This is a genomic window from Chromobacterium rhizoryzae, assembly GCF_020544465.1.
GTDB lineage: Bacteria > Pseudomonadota > Gammaproteobacteria > Burkholderiales > Chromobacteriaceae > Chromobacterium.
Genome location: NZ_CP066126.1, coordinates 4,485,204 through 4,500,436, shown reverse-complemented (window position 1 = coordinate 4,500,436; position 15,233 = coordinate 4,485,204). Strand labels below are relative to the sequence as shown.

15 protein-coding genes are annotated in these 15,233 nt (G+C 64.9%); 8 read left to right on the top strand and 7 right to left on the bottom strand.

Features of this window, described 5'->3' with window-relative positions:
• Positions 1 to 3: 3 nt before the first annotated feature.
• Positions 4 to 771, top strand: coding sequence for an ABC transporter ATP-binding protein (locus tag JC616_RS20430; protein ID WP_107800686.1), 768 nt, complete (start codon positions 4 to 6; stop codon positions 769 to 771).
• A gap of 111 nt (positions 772 to 882) precedes the next feature.
• Here the strand turns inward: JC616_RS20430 and JC616_RS20425 are convergent, their stop codons facing one another.
• Together JC616_RS20425 and JC616_RS20420 are read right to left on the bottom strand one after the other, a co-directional pair.
• The gene (locus JC616_RS20425; RefSeq protein WP_166453390.1) at positions 883 to 1,119 is read right to left on the bottom strand and encodes a putative hemolysin; all 237 of its coding nucleotides are present in this window, start codon (positions 1,117 to 1,119) and stop codon (positions 883 to 885) included.
• An 18-nt stretch (positions 1,120 to 1,137) separates the two neighbouring features.
• Entirely contained in the window at positions 1,138 to 2,265 is a 1,128-nt protein-coding gene (locus JC616_RS20420; RefSeq protein WP_107800684.1) for a succinylglutamate desuccinylase/aspartoacylase family protein, read from the bottom strand.
• Between the two features lie 154 nt (positions 2,266 to 2,419).
• On the opposite strand from JC616_RS20420, the gene JC616_RS20415 reads away from it, so the two are divergent.
• The 3 genes from JC616_RS20415 to JC616_RS20405 are packed head-to-tail and all read left to right on the top strand — an operon-like array spanning position 2,420 to position 7,271.
• Entirely contained in the window at positions 2,420 to 3,697 is a 1,278-nt protein-coding gene (locus JC616_RS20415; protein ID WP_227105088.1) for a hypothetical protein, read from the top strand.
• Positions 3,697 to 4,461 carry a hypothetical protein gene (locus tag JC616_RS20410; protein ID WP_107800682.1) on the top strand — a complete coding sequence of 255 codons (765 nt, stop codon included), beginning with the start codon at positions 3,697 to 3,699 and terminating at the stop codon, positions 4,459 to 4,461. Before JC616_RS20415 ends, JC616_RS20410 begins: the two co-directional genes overlap by 1 nt.
• Positions 4,461 to 7,271, top strand: coding sequence for an ATP-binding protein (locus JC616_RS20405; RefSeq protein WP_107800681.1), 2,811 nt, complete (start codon positions 4,461 to 4,463; stop codon positions 7,269 to 7,271). Before JC616_RS20410 ends, JC616_RS20405 begins: the two co-directional genes overlap by 1 nt.
• A 58-nt stretch (positions 7,272 to 7,329) precedes the next feature.
• Here JC616_RS20405 and JC616_RS20400 read toward each other — a convergent pair whose 3' ends face one another.
• Positions 7,330 to 7,737 carry a hypothetical protein gene (locus JC616_RS20400; protein WP_107800679.1) on the bottom strand — a complete coding sequence of 136 codons (408 nt, stop codon included), beginning with the start codon at positions 7,735 to 7,737 and terminating at the stop codon, positions 7,330 to 7,332.
• A gap of 324 nt (positions 7,738 to 8,061) precedes the next feature.
• Between JC616_RS20400 and JC616_RS20395 the strand changes: the two genes are divergently transcribed.
• The gene (locus tag JC616_RS20395) at positions 8,062 to 8,331 is read left to right on the top strand and encodes a hypothetical protein (protein ID WP_227105086.1); all 270 of its coding nucleotides are present in this window, start codon (positions 8,062 to 8,064) and stop codon (positions 8,329 to 8,331) included.
• A gap of 811 nt (positions 8,332 to 9,142) precedes the next feature.
• On the opposite strand, the gene JC616_RS20390 is transcribed toward JC616_RS20395, so the two are convergent.
• The 3 genes from JC616_RS20390 to JC616_RS20380 form a co-directional block, all read right to left on the bottom strand.
• Positions 9,143 to 9,610, bottom strand: a complete 468-nt coding sequence (locus JC616_RS20390) for a DUF1842 domain-containing protein (protein WP_043589836.1) — start codon at positions 9,608 to 9,610, stop codon at positions 9,143 to 9,145.
• Positions 9,611 to 9,854: 244 nt separating this feature from the next.
• Positions 9,855 to 10,382, bottom strand: a complete 528-nt coding sequence (locus JC616_RS20385; protein ID WP_227105085.1) for an RDD family protein — start codon at positions 10,380 to 10,382, stop codon at positions 9,855 to 9,857.
• 2 nt (positions 10,383 to 10,384) lie between these two features.
• Positions 10,385 to 10,930: a gamma carbonic anhydrase family protein gene (locus tag JC616_RS20380; RefSeq protein WP_107800675.1), complete on the bottom strand. Its 546-nt coding sequence runs from the start codon at positions 10,928 to 10,930 to the stop codon at positions 10,385 to 10,387.
• A 59-nt stretch (positions 10,931 to 10,989) separates the two neighbouring features.
• On the opposite strand from JC616_RS20380, the gene JC616_RS20375 reads away from it, so the two are divergent.
• On the top strand, positions 10,990 to 13,023 hold the full coding sequence (locus JC616_RS20375; protein WP_227105083.1) for a M3 family metallopeptidase: 2,034 nt from the start codon (positions 10,990 to 10,992) through the stop codon (positions 13,021 to 13,023).
• A 210-nt stretch (positions 13,024 to 13,233) separates the two neighbouring features.
• On the opposite strand, the gene JC616_RS20370 is transcribed toward JC616_RS20375, so the two are convergent.
• The gene (locus JC616_RS20370) at positions 13,234 to 13,410 is read right to left on the bottom strand and encodes a hypothetical protein (protein ID WP_158274345.1); all 177 of its coding nucleotides are present in this window, start codon (positions 13,408 to 13,410) and stop codon (positions 13,234 to 13,236) included.
• 220 nt (positions 13,411 to 13,630) lie between these two features.
• Here JC616_RS20370 and xth point away from each other — a divergent pair, with 220 nt between their 5' ends.
• Together xth and rquA are read left to right on the top strand one after the other, a co-directional pair.
• Positions 13,631 to 14,404 (top strand): exodeoxyribonuclease III, encoded by a 774-nt coding sequence (gene xth, locus JC616_RS20365; protein ID WP_227105081.1) that lies wholly within the window; start codon positions 13,631 to 13,633, stop codon positions 14,402 to 14,404.
• A gap of 112 nt (positions 14,405 to 14,516) precedes the next feature.
• On the top strand, positions 14,517 to 15,224 hold the full coding sequence (gene rquA, locus JC616_RS20360) for a rhodoquinone biosynthesis methyltransferase RquA (protein WP_107800673.1): 708 nt from the start codon (positions 14,517 to 14,519) through the stop codon (positions 15,222 to 15,224).
• Positions 15,225 to 15,233: the final 9 nt, after the last annotated feature.

The following is a 15,233-nucleotide window of genomic DNA, read 5'->3' as shown; positions in this document are numbered from 1 at the left end:
AAGATGGACAAGCTGAATATCCAGAACATCTACAAGAGCTACGGCAGCCACGAAGTGCTCAAGGGCGTTTCGCTGACCGCCAAGGCCGGCGACGTGATCAGCATCATCGGCTCATCCGGCTCCGGCAAAAGCACCTTTCTGCGTTGCATCAACTTTCTGGAAAAACCGAACCAGGGCAGCATCAGCCTCAATGGCGAGCCCATCCGCCTGGCCGCCACCAAGAACGGCGAACTGACGCCGGCGGACCAGAAGCAATTGCAGGGCATGCGCACCAAGCTGGCCATGGTGTTCCAGCACTTCAATCTGTGGGCGCACATGACGGTGCTGGAAAACGTCATCGAGGCGCCGGTGCACGTGCTGGGGATTTCCAAGGAGGAGGCCACCCAGCGCGCGGTCAAATACCTGCGCAAAGTGGGCCTGGACGAACGCGCGCAGGACAAGTACCCGGCGCATTTGTCCGGCGGCCAGCAACAGCGGGTGGCGATTGCGCGCGCGCTGGCGATGGAGCCGGAAGTGATGCTGTTCGACGAACCCACCTCGGCGCTGGACCCGGAGCTGGTGGGCGAGGTGCTGAAAGTGATGCAGGCCTTGGCCGAGGAGGGCCGCACCATGATCGTGGTCACCCACGAGATGGGCTTTGCCCGCAATGTGTCCAATCACGTGATGTTCCTGCACCAGGGACGGGTGGAGGAGGAGGGCTGCCCGGACGAGGTGTTCGGCAACACCAAGAGCGAGCGCTTGAAGGCCTTCCTGTCGGGCAGCCTGAAGTAAGCCTAGCCCCGCCCCGCTGAAGAAAGAGCAAACCCGCCGGCGCGCGATGGCCGGCGGGTTTGATTTTTGTGGATAAGTTTGAGTTTGGCCGTTGGCTGTGGATAAGCGGGTTTATTGGGGATGATCGGCGCGGAACAGCGTCCATTCCTCCACCGTGCGGCCGTCCGGCAGCTGGCACAGCGCGTACTCATTGCCCTGGGCGTCTTTTTGCGGCAACAGCTTGCCGCCCTTTTCCCCGCAATACACGGAGGCCGGATTGGCCATGCCCACCGCGGGGCGCTCCGGCGGCTTGGTCTGGCTGCAGGCGCTCAGGCCCAAGAGCGCGGCGGCGCATATCAAGATTCTCATGCGGTTTTCCTTTCAGTATCAGGCCGACAACAGCTTGCCGGATTTGAAGGCCTCGCGGCTGGCCACCTTGGCCAGCGACAGGCCGGTGGTGGTGTAGGTGCGGGCGCTGGTGGCGTACAACATGCCGGGGCGGTTGGCGCGGATCTCGCTGCAGCGGTCGCCTATCGGGTCTATCACCTCGGCCAGCAGTTCGCCGCTGGCCACCTCGCTGCCCGGTTGGGCGTGGTAGACCACCACGCCGGCGTGCGGCGCGTACAGGTTTTCCGAACCGGCCAGCGGGGTGGCCGGGAAGGGCAGTTCCGGCTGCGGCGGTGCGGCTTCGGCGATCACGCCGCGGTGGCGCAGGAAGTTGAGGATGCCTTCCGCGTCCCGGCGTGCGTAATCGTGATGGACGTCGATTTCGCCGCGCAGTTCCACCGTCACCGCCAGGCAGGCCATGTCGATCTGGACGTCCAGGCCCTCGGCCGCCGCCAGGTCGCGCAGCTGCCACCACAGCTGGCCGCAGGCTTCGTCGAAGGGATGGTCGCCGGAATCGGTGGCCAGCAAGGTGGCGCAAGCGCCCAGATAGCGCGACAGCGGCTCGCACTGTTCCCACAGCGGGGTGCCGGTGTACAGGTGCAGGCCGGCGCGGCAGTCGCAATGCAGATCCAGCACCACGTCGGCGTCGAAAGCCAGCTTCATCAGCGTGTGGCGCAGCGATTGCAGCTCGCTGTCGGCGCGCAGCGCGCCCAATTGCTGGCGCGCCTCCGCGCGGATCAAGGCGGTGTTGGCCTTGCCGTCGCGGCCCAACTGCGCTTTCACCGCCTCGAAAATGGGCTCGGACAGCACCGGGTAATAGCGGTTGAAGTTCTGACCGCTTTGCAGGTCGAAACGCCCCAGCGGCTTCTCGCTCTGGTTCTGGTTCAGGCCTATGGGGTTGGCCACCGGCACCAGGATCACCTCGCCGCGCAGCAGGCCGGCGGCGTCCAGCCGCTGCAAGCCTTGCTTCAAATGCCAGGCGGTCAGCATGCCGGGCAGCTCGTCGGCGTGCAGGCTGGCCTGGATATAGATTTTCTGGCCGCTTTGCGGCACGCCGAAATGGAAGCTGGTCAGGTCGCGCTGGCTGCCCAGGCTGGGCGACAGCAAGGGCTGGCGGTGGGTGTACATGGATTCTCCTCTTGCGGTGTGCGGCTCTGTCGTCGAATCTTATGCCAAACCGGCCCGGGCAAGATAGGGCCGCCGAGCGGACATGCGTTGACGAACGAGCATGCCCCCCGGACAATCATGGCTTTTGCCATTCCACGCCCGCGCGCGTGGTGGAGTGCCTTTGGATTCTCTCTCCGACTTCTTCCAGCCCGGCATCGAGCCCGCCTCCTTGCAGGCGGTGTCGCGCCTGACCGGTGCCTGGCCTTATCTCGCCGTCTTCGTCACGCTGTTCCGCGGCGGCGACGAAGAAGTGCTGATGCGGCTGCTGGTGTTGCGGGAACTGGGCGGCCGCGCCGAAGCGCCGCTATGGACGCCGCAGGAAATCGCCCAGCGTTTCGCCTATCTGAACGACACCAAGCTGGCCACCATCCTGGGCCGGCTGCGCGAGGGCGGCCTGCTGGTCTACGACAGCGACGGCGGCGTCTACCAGCTGTCCGAAGGCGCGCGCGTCGCGTTGGCGGCGCTGGCCACCATGGTGGATTTCGCCGGCGACGACGTGGAGCTGGGCTATCTGACCAGCCAGGTGGCCGCCGGCCAGGCGGTGGGCCAGGTCTCCGACGAAGCGCTCAAACACCTGCTGGCGCGCCTGAACGAGCTGTACGCGGAATTTGAAGAAGCGCTGGAATCGCAGTCGGAATTCCGCATCCGCGCCGCCCAGCACCGCCTGGAAGCGGTATGGCGCTGGGTGGCCAAGTCCACCGAGGTGGTCAAGAGCCTGACCCAGGACGACACGCTGAGCCTGCTGGTGCTCAACCAGGCCCAGGCCATCGCGCTGGCGCAAAGCCGCATGCTGGCGCTGGCCGGCACGTTTGAGCGCCGGCTGGCGCAACTGGCCGCGCAGCGCGTGCATCTGGGCGGCTCCGGCCTGACCTCCACCGACATCGCCGACTGGCTGCGCCGCATGGCGGCCGGCCAGCTGGCGCACAAGCTGGACGCTTGTCTGTCCATCGCCCCCGAGCCCGCCTTCCTGTCCACGCCGGAGCTGGCCGACGTGGCCGAATTCGAACTGCTGGCGCGCGAGCGCGCCAAGGCCGGCTCCATGACGCTGCCGGGCGGAGAAGCCGCGCCGCTGGCCGACGCGCCGGAAATGGAGCGCCTGCTGGAGGCCGAGGCCATGTACGACGCCTTGCTGGAACTGGGCATGTCCGGCGCGGCCGACGCCCACATCAGCCAGGCGGTGCTGGCCGACAGCTACAACGAAACCGCCTATCGGCTGTCGCTGCTGTCCCTGATCGGGGATCCGGAAACCAGCAACGACCAAAGCATCGTCGCCGCGCTGGCCAAGCTGCCGTTCAGTCTGCAAGGCGGCGAGAGCGTGATCGAGCCGGACCACCCGGAAGTGGCGTCGCTGTCCGACGCGCGACTGGTGGCCGCGGCCCAAAAAGGTTCTTAATGGAAACAGAAATCAAAACCCTGACCGCCCGTCTGCTGGCGCACCGGGTGGTGCCGCGCGGCGACGCGCTGGCGAAGAAGGCGCTGCTGGACGACAGCTTCCGCCTGGAATTGGACAAGAGCCTGGCGGCCGTCGGCCTGCGCCTGGTGGAGAACCCCTACGCCGAACACCTCGCCGTGGCCTTGCTGCCGGAAATGACCGAACCGGTGTTCGGCTCCGGCGACGCCTGGCTCAACAATAATCTGGGCCTGCCGCGCGACGGCGTGGCGCTGCTGGTCATCCTGTGGTCCTTGATCATCCTGCCCAAGCGCGAACGCCAGATCGCCCGCGTGGAAGCCGGCAAGGAAAACCAGAGCGATATGTTCGGCGCGCAAAAGCCGCTGGAAACCGGCGAGGCCGTGTCCACCGGCGTGTCCGAGGACGCGCTCTACGCGGACTTCGGCAAGGCGCTGGGCGGCCGCACCCGCTTCAACGCCAATCTAGGCCGCCTGGTCAACCTGGGCTTCATCGTGCGCCGCAACCGCTGGCTGGACGAAGGGCCGATGCTGGACCTGATGATCGACTACGCCCAGCTGGCGCCGCGCATCATCGAAGGCGCGCTGGCCGACGTGCTGCTGCGCCGCGAAGGCCGCGACGCGCTGGCCGACAAGCGCGCGGAAGCGGCCGAGGACGGCCTGGACGCCGCCGCGGAGGCGGACGACTCCGCCGGCCCGTTGTTTGACCTGCCGCCGGACGAGGACGCGGCCCACGAGGAGACGCGCTGATGTTCCAGATGAAATCGGTGGAAATGGTGCACTGGGACTTTTGGCAGCGGCTGACCGTGCCGCTGGACGCGCAGATCGTCACCATCATCGGCCCCAACGGCTCCGGCAAGACCACCTTGCTGGACGCGATGCGCACCCTGCTGGCGATCAAATGCTCGGGCAAGCGCGATTACAAGCGCTACGTTCGCAACAATAAGGAACCCTTCGCCTACCTGCGCGGCGTGGTGGACAATCCGCGCCGCCCCAGCGGCGGCCTGTATCCGACGCCCTTCTTCCCCATCGTCGCGGACGCCGTCACCCTGCTGTGCCGGGTCAAGAAACAGGGCGGGGACTGGGTGCGCCACTACGCCATCCTGGACGGCGACGTGCCGCTGGAGCTGGCCGAAGGCCAGGCCCAATGGATGGGCGTGCAGGAATACCGCCGCCGGCTGGAAATGGCCGGCCTGACCCCGGCGGTGGCCGAAGTGCTGGCGTTGGAACAGGGCGATACCGACAAGCTCACCGAATACAGCCCGCGCCAGCTGCTGGACCTGGTGTTCCAGGTCTTCGGCGACAAGGACGTGTTGGACAACTACCAGCGCGCCCGCGACGAGCAGCGCGCCACCGAGCTGGAGCTGGAATCGCTGAGCCGTCAGGAAGAAGCGCTGCAGACGCGGGTGGAAACCATGAAGACCCGCGCCAACCGCTATCTGGAATGGCGGCAGTTGCAAACCGGCATCGCCCGGCTGCGCGACGAGGCGCTGCCGGTGCTGGCCTATCTGGACGCCAAGTCCGCGCTCGGCAATGTCTGGAAAAACTACCGCGGCAACTTCCACACGCTGAACCAGGCCCAGGGCGAGCACGCCGACACCCTGCAACTGGTGGCCAAACTCAAGGCGGCGGAAGTGGCCGCCGACGCCTCGCGCAAGGCGGCCGAAACCGCCCGCGTCGGCGCGCAGGAAGCCTTTATGGCGGCCAAGGGCGAACACGCCGGCGTGGCCGGCCAGCTCAAGGAACGCGACCGGCTGCAAGCCTTGGCCAGCAAGGAATACGGCGCCGACGCCGCCCAACTGGCCGACAAGCTCTCCGCCTTGCGCGGCGAAGCCGAGCAACTGAAAGACGGCCTGCGCGAACTGAAAAAGCAGCGCCAGGACAGCTCCCAGCACCTGGAGGCGCTGGAGATAGGCCGCGGCCGCGCGCCGGAAGACGTGCGCCAGTTCAAGGCCGCGCTGGACGAGGCCGGCATCGGCCACCTGATGTTGTCCGACATCGTGGAAGTGCTGGACCCCAACTGGCAGGCGGCGGTGGAAGCGCTGTTGCGCGGCTATCGCCACGTGGTGCTGCTGGAGCGCGAATCCGACCGGCGCGAAGCCTGGCGCATCGGCGAGAAACTGCGCTACCGCCACTTCGTGGTGCCGGAGCGCAGCAGCCCGCCGCGCGCCAACGCCGGCAGCCTGATGGAAGTGGTGCGCTTCTCCGCCGACGCGCCGGAATGGCTGTATCGGCAATTGAACAGCGTCAGCCGCGTCGACGACGCCGAGCAGGGCGCCGACGTCAGCGGCGACTGGATCACCCGCGACGGCTATTTCCGCGAACGCCGCGGCGCGCGCCACATCGGCGTGCCGGCGCATGAGTTCGCCTTCGGCGAAGCCGCCCGCCAATCGCGGCTGCTGGCGGTGCGCGAGGCATTGAAAGCGCTGAACACCCGCATCCTGGCCGATGAAGAACGCTTGGTGGCCGCCACGCGCGAAGCCGCCGGCCTGGCCGAATACCTGGGCGGCATGGACGCCATCCGCCAGCTGGACAGCCGCGCCGAAGAGTTCGCCGCGCTGGAAACGCGCAAGCAGGGGCTGGAAAGCGAAATCGCCCGCCTGGGCGCGGCGCTGGGTCTCGTCAGCGCGGAGAAGGAAGCCGCCGACCAACGCTACAGCGACGCAAGGCTGGCGCACGACCGCGTCTGCCAGCGCGAACAGGACAGCCTGGCCGCCTTCCGCCAAAAACAGCAGGAAGTGGAGCAGGCGCGCCGCCAGGTGCGCCGCCTGCTGTCCGAGCTGCGCGAATGGGCGGAGCGCTTGCCCGATGCGGCGCTGGCGGCGGATAACGTCGCGGCGCTCGAAAGCGAGTTCGACACCGCCGCCGACGCCAAGCACCAGCTCAATTACTTGGAAGAGCGGCTGCAAAGCGGAGACTGGGAGCAGGACGAAGCCGTGTTGGCCCTGAAGGACAAACTGGTGGAAGACCTGACCGGCCTGGACCGCGAGCGTCAGCGCCGCCAGAGCGAAGTGGACCGCTCGCGCGAACTCACCGACGAAGCGCGCGCCGCCTATATGGGCAAGCTGCGCGCCACCGTCCGCGTCTACGGTCAGAACGTCAAGCGCCTGGGCGAACTGGCCGGCATCCAGGTGGAAGTGGAACTGCCGCAGCTGTCCAACGACGACGCGGCGCTGGCCCAGGCCGGCCTGGTGCTCAAGTTCAACTTCGACCAGAAGGGCCTGATGGGCATGAACGACGGCGAAGCCTCCGGCGGCCAGCAGGTGATGAAGTCGCTGATCCTGCTGATCGGCCTGATGATGGACGAGTCCAACCCGTCCGGCTTCGTCTTCATCGACGAGCCGTTCGCCCACCTGGACATCTTCAACATCGACCGCGTCGCCGGCTTCCTCAAAGCCACCGAGGCGCAGTACCTGATCACCACGCCCAACACCCACAACATCAATATCTTCGCGCCGTCGGAGCTGACGCTGGCCACCCGCAAGAAGCGGCCGGGAGAGCAATGGGCGCCGCCCATTCTGCAAACCCGCCGCCGCGCGGACGGCGGCGAACCGGCTTGAGCAGACTGCGCAGCCGCCCCTAGGGGCGGCTGTTTTCTATTGGGCGGGCCGCTGTCGCTCACGGCTGGTTGTAGCTGTACTCGATGCCGTTGATCGTGGACTTGAAGCCGTAGCGCGGGAAGGCCGGGTTCGGCTTCTTGGCGAGGTAGGCGTCCGCCAGCGCCTCGGCCGCTTGCCGGTAGAACTTGATCTGGTTCTTGTTGTACCAGGGATCGTCGTGGGGATTGGGGCTGAACTTATAGCTCTGGTCGCGGCCGCCGGCGATGTAAATGCGAATGCCGCGCGCGCCGGGGCCGGAGCCGCCGCTTTTTTGCTCCACATAGTTGAAGGTGATGCCGCTGTCCTTGTAATTGGGCAGGCTGCCGCTGATATTGGCTGCCAGCGCTCCGCCGGCGGTCAGCGACAGCGCGCTGACGGCGAGCAAGGCCGCGACGCGGCGGAACAGGAAGTTGAGTGGGGGATGCATGGCGCTCCTTTGGGTGATGGTTGAGAACCGTCGGCAAGCGAGCGGCCTTGCCGGCGAGGCGTTAGCGTCGTGAAATGGCGCTTAAATGTCGCCTATTTATACAAATGGCAATTATCTTTCGTCTTTAAATGCCATTTGGATTGTGAAGATAGGCGAGCGCGAGGCTATCAGCAAGCGCCGCATGCCAGTCCTTAAGGCCGGGCGGCGAGAAAGCGCTGATGAGGCGTTTGCGCGGCGGGTCGCGCTTGGACGGCGGATGGCGTCCCGCCGCCTCTGGCCTATGCTGAGAGGGAGGCATGAGCGTTGTGGGAAAGCGGGTTTGAAATGGAAGAACGCGATTTGGTGAGCAGCGCCATCCCCATGGCGCAACTCAAGCTGGAACTGCGCCCGAACGGCGTTTTGCGGATTGCGGTGTACGAGCTTGACGATGAGGAGCCGTTTTTCGTTTACGAGGCCAGCGATGACTTCGATCCCGAGGCGGTGCTGGGCGTCGCGGAAAGGCGGCTGGACCCGGTGCGGCTGGCCGTCTTCAAGCATGTGTTCTTCCCGGCTCAGGACGATGTCGAGGATGGACGGGAAGAGGGCGACGGGTAAAGGACTCCCGCGCCCCTTCGTCCATTGCAGGCCAACACCCCGCCCAGGCGGGGTGTTATTTTTACGCTGATCGCCATGGCTTTGGCCCTGATGAACCGGCAAGTACAATCTTGGTCGTGTCGTTCAATTGGCGGAACCGGATTTGGCGCCCTAAATGTATTGATTCCTTTGTCGAGAGTGGTTTTCTCGCATCTATTTAAAGCAACGTAGTTGTGTTTCCTATGGCAGGCAGTGGCAGGGAGACCTTGATGGTCTGCCGGTTCTCAGTGCGCCGGTTCGCTAACCCTGTCACGTGCCTGTTTTTCCCCATGTGTGGTGGAGTTCTCGCTGCTTAGCCGGGAACAGTGGCCGCCATGGCCTTGACCCTGATGGACAGGCAAGCAACAATCCTTGCCGTGCTGCCGCCATAGCAGCACCGGGAGTGGAAACCCGTATTGCTGTTAAGAAGGCAGACGCGTTGTATGCGCGCGTCTGAGCCATTCCACGTCTGTAAGGCGGGGGGTGGCAGGGAGGCCTAGCGCCTGCCGATTGCCTTCTTGTCGGTTTTCCACCCCTGCCGCCTGCCCGCCACCCGAGTGGAAACGGGTGCCGGGCCGATCTTTTCGAAGAAGGAGGCCCCATGCTCATCCGCTATTTGTCTCATTTCTTATTACCGTCCCCCTTGCCGTCTCCGCACTCTGAGGAGGCCCGGCCATGACTGCGCTGCCGCTTGCCGCTTCTTCCCTGAGTCCGCGTCAAGACGCCCAAAGCCCGCCTGGGGGCGGGCTTCGGGTACTGATGGATGGCCCGGCCATGGGCCGGGCGCATGCGCTTAGCGCAGGTTCAACGCTTTGATCGCGTTGTTGATTTCATCCGCCAGGCGCACTTCCTGACCCAGCTGCTCGTGCCATTGCTGGTTCTGGAAGAAGGCGTAGCGCGCCTTGGAGTTGTTGCCGGCTTGCCAGCCGTCTTTCAGTTGGCCGTCGAAGAAGAACTGTTCCAGCAGCGCGTGGCCGGCCGCGTGGGCCTGGTTTTGCGCGTGCTGCTCGTGCAGGCGCGGCGCGCCCACCAGATGCAGTTCGATATCGCGGCCCTGCTCTTCGTAGCGGCCCTGGATCGGGTGCTCGAACACCAGCGGCTGCAGCGTGGCGTGGGTGATGGTGGCGCGGCCGGTGATATGGCGCGACGGGGTGTACACGGTCAGATCCAGCCGCAGGTTCAGGCCGCCCGCCTGGCCGGGTTTGTTGACGTTGTAGCTGACGATGAACAGGCCGGATTTTTGATCGCGATCGATAGTCATGTTTGGACTCCTTGAGATCAATAACATCAGAGAAGTTGGAGCGCCCGGTGGGACGCCCAGGCCCAATGGCGATGTGCGAGCCGCGGCGGTAACCGCTGCTGCCCTGTAGTTATATAACCTTTGATTTTATTTTCTGCCGTACTTAATGGCAGTTGGAAATAAAGAGGAGATGGGGCTTGCGCGCGGGCTTAGGGAGGGAAGGGGCAGGAAAGCGCGCCGCCGGGGCCGGCGGCGCGAGGGAAAATCAGGCTTGTTGCTCAAAGCGCACAGGCTGTTTGCCCAGGCGCTTGGCCCGCACCACCACGGTGCCGGCGATCTTGTCGTGCCAGCCCTGTTTGCGCGCGTCCAGGCCCACCCAGATCAGGCCCAGCAAGAAGGGGAAGCAGGATACGAAGTAGCCGAGATAGCGCAGCGCCGCCTGCATCGGCGTCATCGGCGCGCCGGTTTTGGCGTCCACGATGCGCGCGCCCAGCAGCATCTTGCCCGGCGTGCTGCTCTTGAACCACCAGAAAGCCAGCACCGCCGCCGCCGGCAGCACCCAGTTGACCATCAGGCCGGCCAGCGGGCTCAATTCGAAGCCGCCTTGCATCATGAAGGCCTGCATCATCCAGCCGTCGCCGCTTTCCGCCACGCGGCGGGTTTCGCCGCCGCCGCCGGCCAGCAGCCAGATCGCCGGCGCCAGCGCCAGGCACAGCAGCAGGGTGTCGATCAGGCTGGCCAGCACCCGCAGCCAGAAGCCGACGTATTCCAGTTCTTCCGCGCCGTCTTGCATCTTCAATCCTCCAGATTGGGTTTGTGCTTGGCCGCCACGCGCAGATAGTGTTCGGCGGAGTATTGGAAATAGGCCAGCTCTTTGTCGGTCAGCGGCCGCGCCTGCTTGACCGGGTTGCCCAGATAAAGATAGCCGGACTCCAGCCGCTTGCCCGGCGGCACCAGGCTGCCGGCCCCGATCAGCACTCGCGGTTCTATCACCGCGCGGTCCAGCACGATGCTGCCGATGCCGACCAGCACTTCGTCGCCTATGGTGCAGCCGTGCAGGGTGACGTGGTGGCCGATGGTGACGTTGCGGCCTATCACCAGCGGCGCGCCGACGGGGTCCGCTGCGCTTCTGTGGCTGACGTGCAGCATGGCGAAGTCCTGGATGTTGGAGTTCTCGCCTATGCTGATGGCGTTGACGTCGCCGCGTATCACCGCACAGGGCCAGACCGACGCGCCCTCCGCCAACGAGACTTCGCCGATGACCACGGCAGCCGGGTCGATGTAGCAGCTGTCGTGGATCTGCGGCTGATGCCCGTCATAAGGGCGGATATTGCTTTTCATCGGTCTGTCCTCATCTGAAATCGGGTAAAGTTCCTATCATACCCCCACAGGATGCCAATATGAGCCAGAACCCCTTGCTGGACTTTTCCGGATTGACCCGTTTCGCGGAGATCAAGCCGGAGCACATTTCCCCCGCCATCGACGAATTGCTGTCCGCCGCGCGCGCCGCGGTGGCGCGGCTGACCGCGGAGCAGGGCGCGCCCAGCTGGGAAAGCTTCGTCGATCCGCTGACCGACGCCACCGAGCATCTGGGCCGCGCCTGGGGCGTGGTGGGCCATCTGAACGCGGTGGTGAACACGCCGGAGCTGCGCGAGGCCTACAACAGCAATATCCCGAGAATTTCCGAGTTCTGGACCGAGATGGGCCAGAACCTGGAGCTGTTCGCCCGCTTCAAGGCGCTGGCGGCCAGCCCTGAGCACGCCGGCTATAGCGCGGCGCGCAAGAAGATCGTATCCAACGATCTGCGCGATTTCCGCCTGTCCGGCGCGGAATTGCCGCAGGCGGAAAAAGAGCGCTTCGCCGCCATCCAGACGCGGCTGGCGGAGCTGTCCGCCAAGTTCGAGCAGAACGTGCTGGACGCCACCGACGCCTTCAGCCTGTATATCGAGGACAAGGCCGAGCTGTCCGGCGTGCCCGAGGATTCGCTGGAACTGTTCGCCGCCGCCGCGGCCGGCGACGACAAGAGCGGCTACAAGATCACGCTGCAATTCCCGTTCTACTTCCCGGTGCTGCAGTACGCGGACAACCGCGCGCTGCGCGAAAAGCTGTACCAGGCCAATGTGCAGCGCGCGTCGGAGTTCGGCCCGGCCGAACGCGACAACAGCCCCATCATCCGCGAAAAGCTGAAACTGGCGCGCGAGGAGGCCCAGCTGCTGGGCTTCGCCAACTTCGCCGAACTGTCTCTGTTCACCAAGATGGCGGAAAGCCCGGAACAGGTGATCGCCTTCCTGCGCGATCTGGCCGCGCGCGCCAAGCCGTTCGCGGTCAAGGACCGCCAGGAACTGGAGGCCTTCGCCGCCACCGAGCTGGGCCTGGCCAAGCTGGAAGCCTGGGATCTGGCCTACGCCGCGGAAAAGCTGCGGGTGGCGCGCTACGCCTTCTCCGAGCAAGAAGTGAAGCAGTACTTCCCGGAAAGCAAGGTGCTGCCCGGCCTATTCGGCGTGGTGTCCACGCTGTTCGGCATCGAGGTGCGGCCTAGCAGCGCGCCGGTCTGGCATCAGGACGTGCGCTTCTTCGACATCCACAAGGACGGCCAACTGGTCGGCAGCTTTTATTTCGACCTGTACGCCCGCGACGGCAAGCGCTCCGGCGCCTGGATGGACGACGCGCGCGGCCGCCGCCGCAAGAGCGGCCAGGTGCAGACCCCGATCGCCTATCTGACCTGCAACTTCACCCGCCCGGTGGGCGACAAGCCGGCGCTGTTCACCCACGACGAAGTGATCACCTTGTTCCACGAGTTCGGCCATGGCCTGCATCATATGCTGACCCGCGTCGACGAACTGGGCGTGGCCGGCATCAACGGCGTGGAATGGGACGCGGTGGAGCTGCCCAGCCAGTTCCTGGAGAACTTCGCCTGGGAATGGGACGTGGTGCAGGGCATGACCCGCCATGTGGACAGCGGCGCGACCTTGCCGCGCGAGCTGTTCGACAAGATGCTGGCGGCCAAGAACTTCCAGAGCGGCATGGCCACGGTGCGCCAGCTGGAGTTCGCGCTGTTCGACCTGCAGCTGTACAGCGTCTTCGACGCCGACAAGGGCGATTGGCTGGCCCTGTTGGAAGAGGTGCGCGGCGAGGTGGCGGTGAACTTCCCGCCGGCCTACAACCGCTTCCCCAACAGCTTCAGCCACATTTTCGCCGGCGGCTATTCGGCCGGCTATTACAGCTACAAGTGGGCGGAAGTGCTGTCCGCGGACGCCTACGCGGCCTTCGAGGAGGCCGGCGGCGCCAATGCGGACACCGGCAAGCGCTTCTGGGACGAGATCCTGGCGGTGGGCGGCAGCCGTCCGGCGCTGGAATCCTTCCGCGCCTTCCGCGGCCGCGATCCGCAGATCGACGCCTTGCTGCGCCATTCCGGCATGGTGGAAACAGTTTGAAACGGCCGTTTTATGCTGAGGGAAAAATATTCCGGGCTTTGTCGGAACTCTTGTGAAGCGCCGCGGCTCTAATTTTTTGCTCAGTGGGTTATCTCCAGAGCAGCAAGCGAGCCAGACGCATATCAGGGTAGATTGATATAGTGTCTATTGCGCGCCTCCGTGTAGACGGAGGCGCCTTTTTTTTGCCGCGGATCGCGCGGCTAAAAAGATTCAGTCGTCCCGCTCTGGTTTGGCGGGCGGCGTCAGCGGCTGCAGGGTGTGGCGGTGCTGGAAGGTAGGGGTCCGCATCGAGAACGGCGGGGTCAACGGCGCCAGACGAGGGCGGTTGGGGTTGCGCGTCGGGCATAATGCCTGTTGCGCGTCGTGCTGCTTGTGCTTGATAGTCAAGAACTTGCTCCGGTTACGACGACGCTTTCGATCATAGGCCGGGGTTCCGGGCCTTGGCAAATTCCCGTCGTCCGGCTGTTGTTTATTTGTTTAAACACTTTTGTTTAATCAAGCATCAAATAATCGACGCCATCGACTGTCGCCGCCCAAAGCTTGGCAGTGCCGCGCGCTGCGGTTATGGTGTCGGCCTTTGCATGAAAAACATTTGGAGAGCCCGCCGATGCGTTTTGCCACCTGGAACGTCAATTCCCTCAAGGTCCGCCTGCCGCAGGTGATCCAATGGCTGTCGGACAGCCCGGTGGACGTGCTCTGCCTGCAAGAGCTGAAAATGGATCAGGACGTGTTTCCCTTGGCCGAGATCGAAGCGGCCGGCTACCGCGCGGCCTGGTTCGGCCAGAAAACCTACAACGGCGTGGCCATTCTGGTGCGCGCGCCGCTGGAGCTGGAAGACGTGGTGCTCGGCATCCCCGATTACGGCGACGAGCAGCGCCGGGTGATCGCCGCCACGGTGAACGGCATCCGCGTGATCTGCGGCTATTTCGTCAACGGCGAGGCGGTGGATTCGCCCAAGTATCCGTACAAGCTGGAGTGGCTGGCCAATCTGGAGCGCTATGTCGCCGCGGAGCTGCAACGCCACCCGCGGCTGCTGTTGCTGGGCGATTACAATATCGCGCCGGAAGACCGTGATGTGTACGACCCGGAAAGCTGGCACGAACAAGTGTTGTGCAGCACGCCGGAACGCGAATCCTTCCGCCGCTTGATCGCGCTGGGCCTGAGCGACAGCTTCCGCCTGTTCAATCAGGAGGAGAAGCAGTACAGCTGGTGGGATTACCGCGCGATGATGTTCCGTCGCAACAAGGGCGTGCGCATCGACCACATCCTGGTCAGCGACGCCTTGAAGCCGCGCGCGCTGGAATGTGTGATCGACAAGGCACCGCGCAAATGGGAGCGTCCGTCCGACCACACTCCGGTGGTGCTGACCCTGGCCGATTGAGCCTAAAGGCCGGCCGCGGCCGGCCTATCCGCCAGCTTTCTTGGCTTGCCTCAAAAATATCGCCGGCCGGTTTTGCTAGTCTGGAGCTTTCTTGCTTTCAGATGGCTGCGCGATGACCCAAAACCACCCCAAACTGCCGGTAGACCCGTATTACGAGGGCGTGCCGGAATACATGACCCAGGTGTACGACTGGGCTTACGTCAACCCGCGCAAGGCCGGCTGGCTGGATCGCAACCTGGTGGTGCGCGTCTTGTTGTTCTTCAACGATCAAAGGCTGATGCGCGCCTATCTGGAGCAGATCCGCCCCGGCGACAAGGTGTGGCAGGTGGCCCATGTCTACGGCGACCTGGTGCAGCGCGCGGCGGACCGGGTGGGCGGGGACGGGCGCTTCGTGCTCACCGACATCACGCCGGTGCAGATAGAGCACGCCGAGCGCAAGCTGCGCGATCGCCCCCAAGCCGCGGTGGTGCGCGCCAACGCCGGCAATCACCGGCTGGAGTCCGACGATTTCAACTTGATCTGCAGTTTCTTCCTGCTGCATGAGGTGCCGGATCATCTGAAGCGCGCCATCGTCGACAATATGCTGTCCCAGGTGCCGCCCGGCGGCCGCGCGGTCTTCGTCGACTACCATAGGCCCAAGCCGTGGCAGCCGATAGGCTGGCTGCTCAAATGGGTGAACCGCGTGCTGGAGCCGTTCGCCGAGGCCTTGTGGAACCATGAGATTCGCGACTACGCGCAAGAGGCGGACGGCTTCGACTGGAGCAAGCGCACCCTGTTCGGCGGGGTGTACCAGGTGACGACGGCGAAGAGGAAGCCTTGAGGGCGCGCC

Coding starts and splice junctions, on each gene's coding strand:
- JC616_RS20430 (WP_107800686.1), top strand. CDS start 4: ATGGACAAGCTGAATATCCAGAACATCTACAAGAGCTACGGCAGCCAC.
- JC616_RS20425 (WP_166453390.1), bottom strand. CDS start 1,119: ATGAGAATCTTGATATGCGCCGCCGCGCTCTTGGGCCTGAGCGCCTGC.
- JC616_RS20420 (WP_107800684.1), bottom strand. CDS start 2,265: ATGTACACCCACCGCCAGCCCTTGCTGTCGCCCAGCCTGGGCAGCCAG.
- JC616_RS20410 (WP_107800682.1), top strand. CDS start 3,697: ATGGAAACAGAAATCAAAACCCTGACCGCCCGTCTGCTGGCGCACCGG.
- JC616_RS20405 (WP_107800681.1), top strand. CDS start 4,461: ATGTTCCAGATGAAATCGGTGGAAATGGTGCACTGGGACTTTTGGCAG.
- JC616_RS20400 (WP_107800679.1), bottom strand. CDS start 7,737: ATGCATCCCCCACTCAACTTCCTGTTCCGCCGCGTCGCGGCCTTGCTC.
- JC616_RS20395 (WP_227105086.1), top strand. CDS start 8,062: ATGGAAGAACGCGATTTGGTGAGCAGCGCCATCCCCATGGCGCAACTC.
- JC616_RS20390 (WP_043589836.1), bottom strand. CDS start 9,610: ATGACTATCGATCGCGATCAAAAATCCGGCCTGTTCATCGTCAGCTAC.
- JC616_RS20385 (WP_227105085.1), bottom strand. CDS start 10,382: ATGCAAGACGGCGCGGAAGAACTGGAATACGTCGGCTTCTGGCTGCGG.
- JC616_RS20380 (WP_107800675.1), bottom strand. CDS start 10,930: ATGAAAAGCAATATCCGCCCTTATGACGGGCATCAGCCGCAGATCCAC.
- JC616_RS20375 (WP_227105083.1), top strand. CDS start 10,990: ATGAGCCAGAACCCCTTGCTGGACTTTTCCGGATTGACCCGTTTCGCG.
- xth (WP_227105081.1), top strand. CDS start 13,631: ATGCGTTTTGCCACCTGGAACGTCAATTCCCTCAAGGTCCGCCTGCCG.
- rquA (WP_107800673.1), top strand. CDS start 14,517: ATGACCCAAAACCACCCCAAACTGCCGGTAGACCCGTATTACGAGGGC.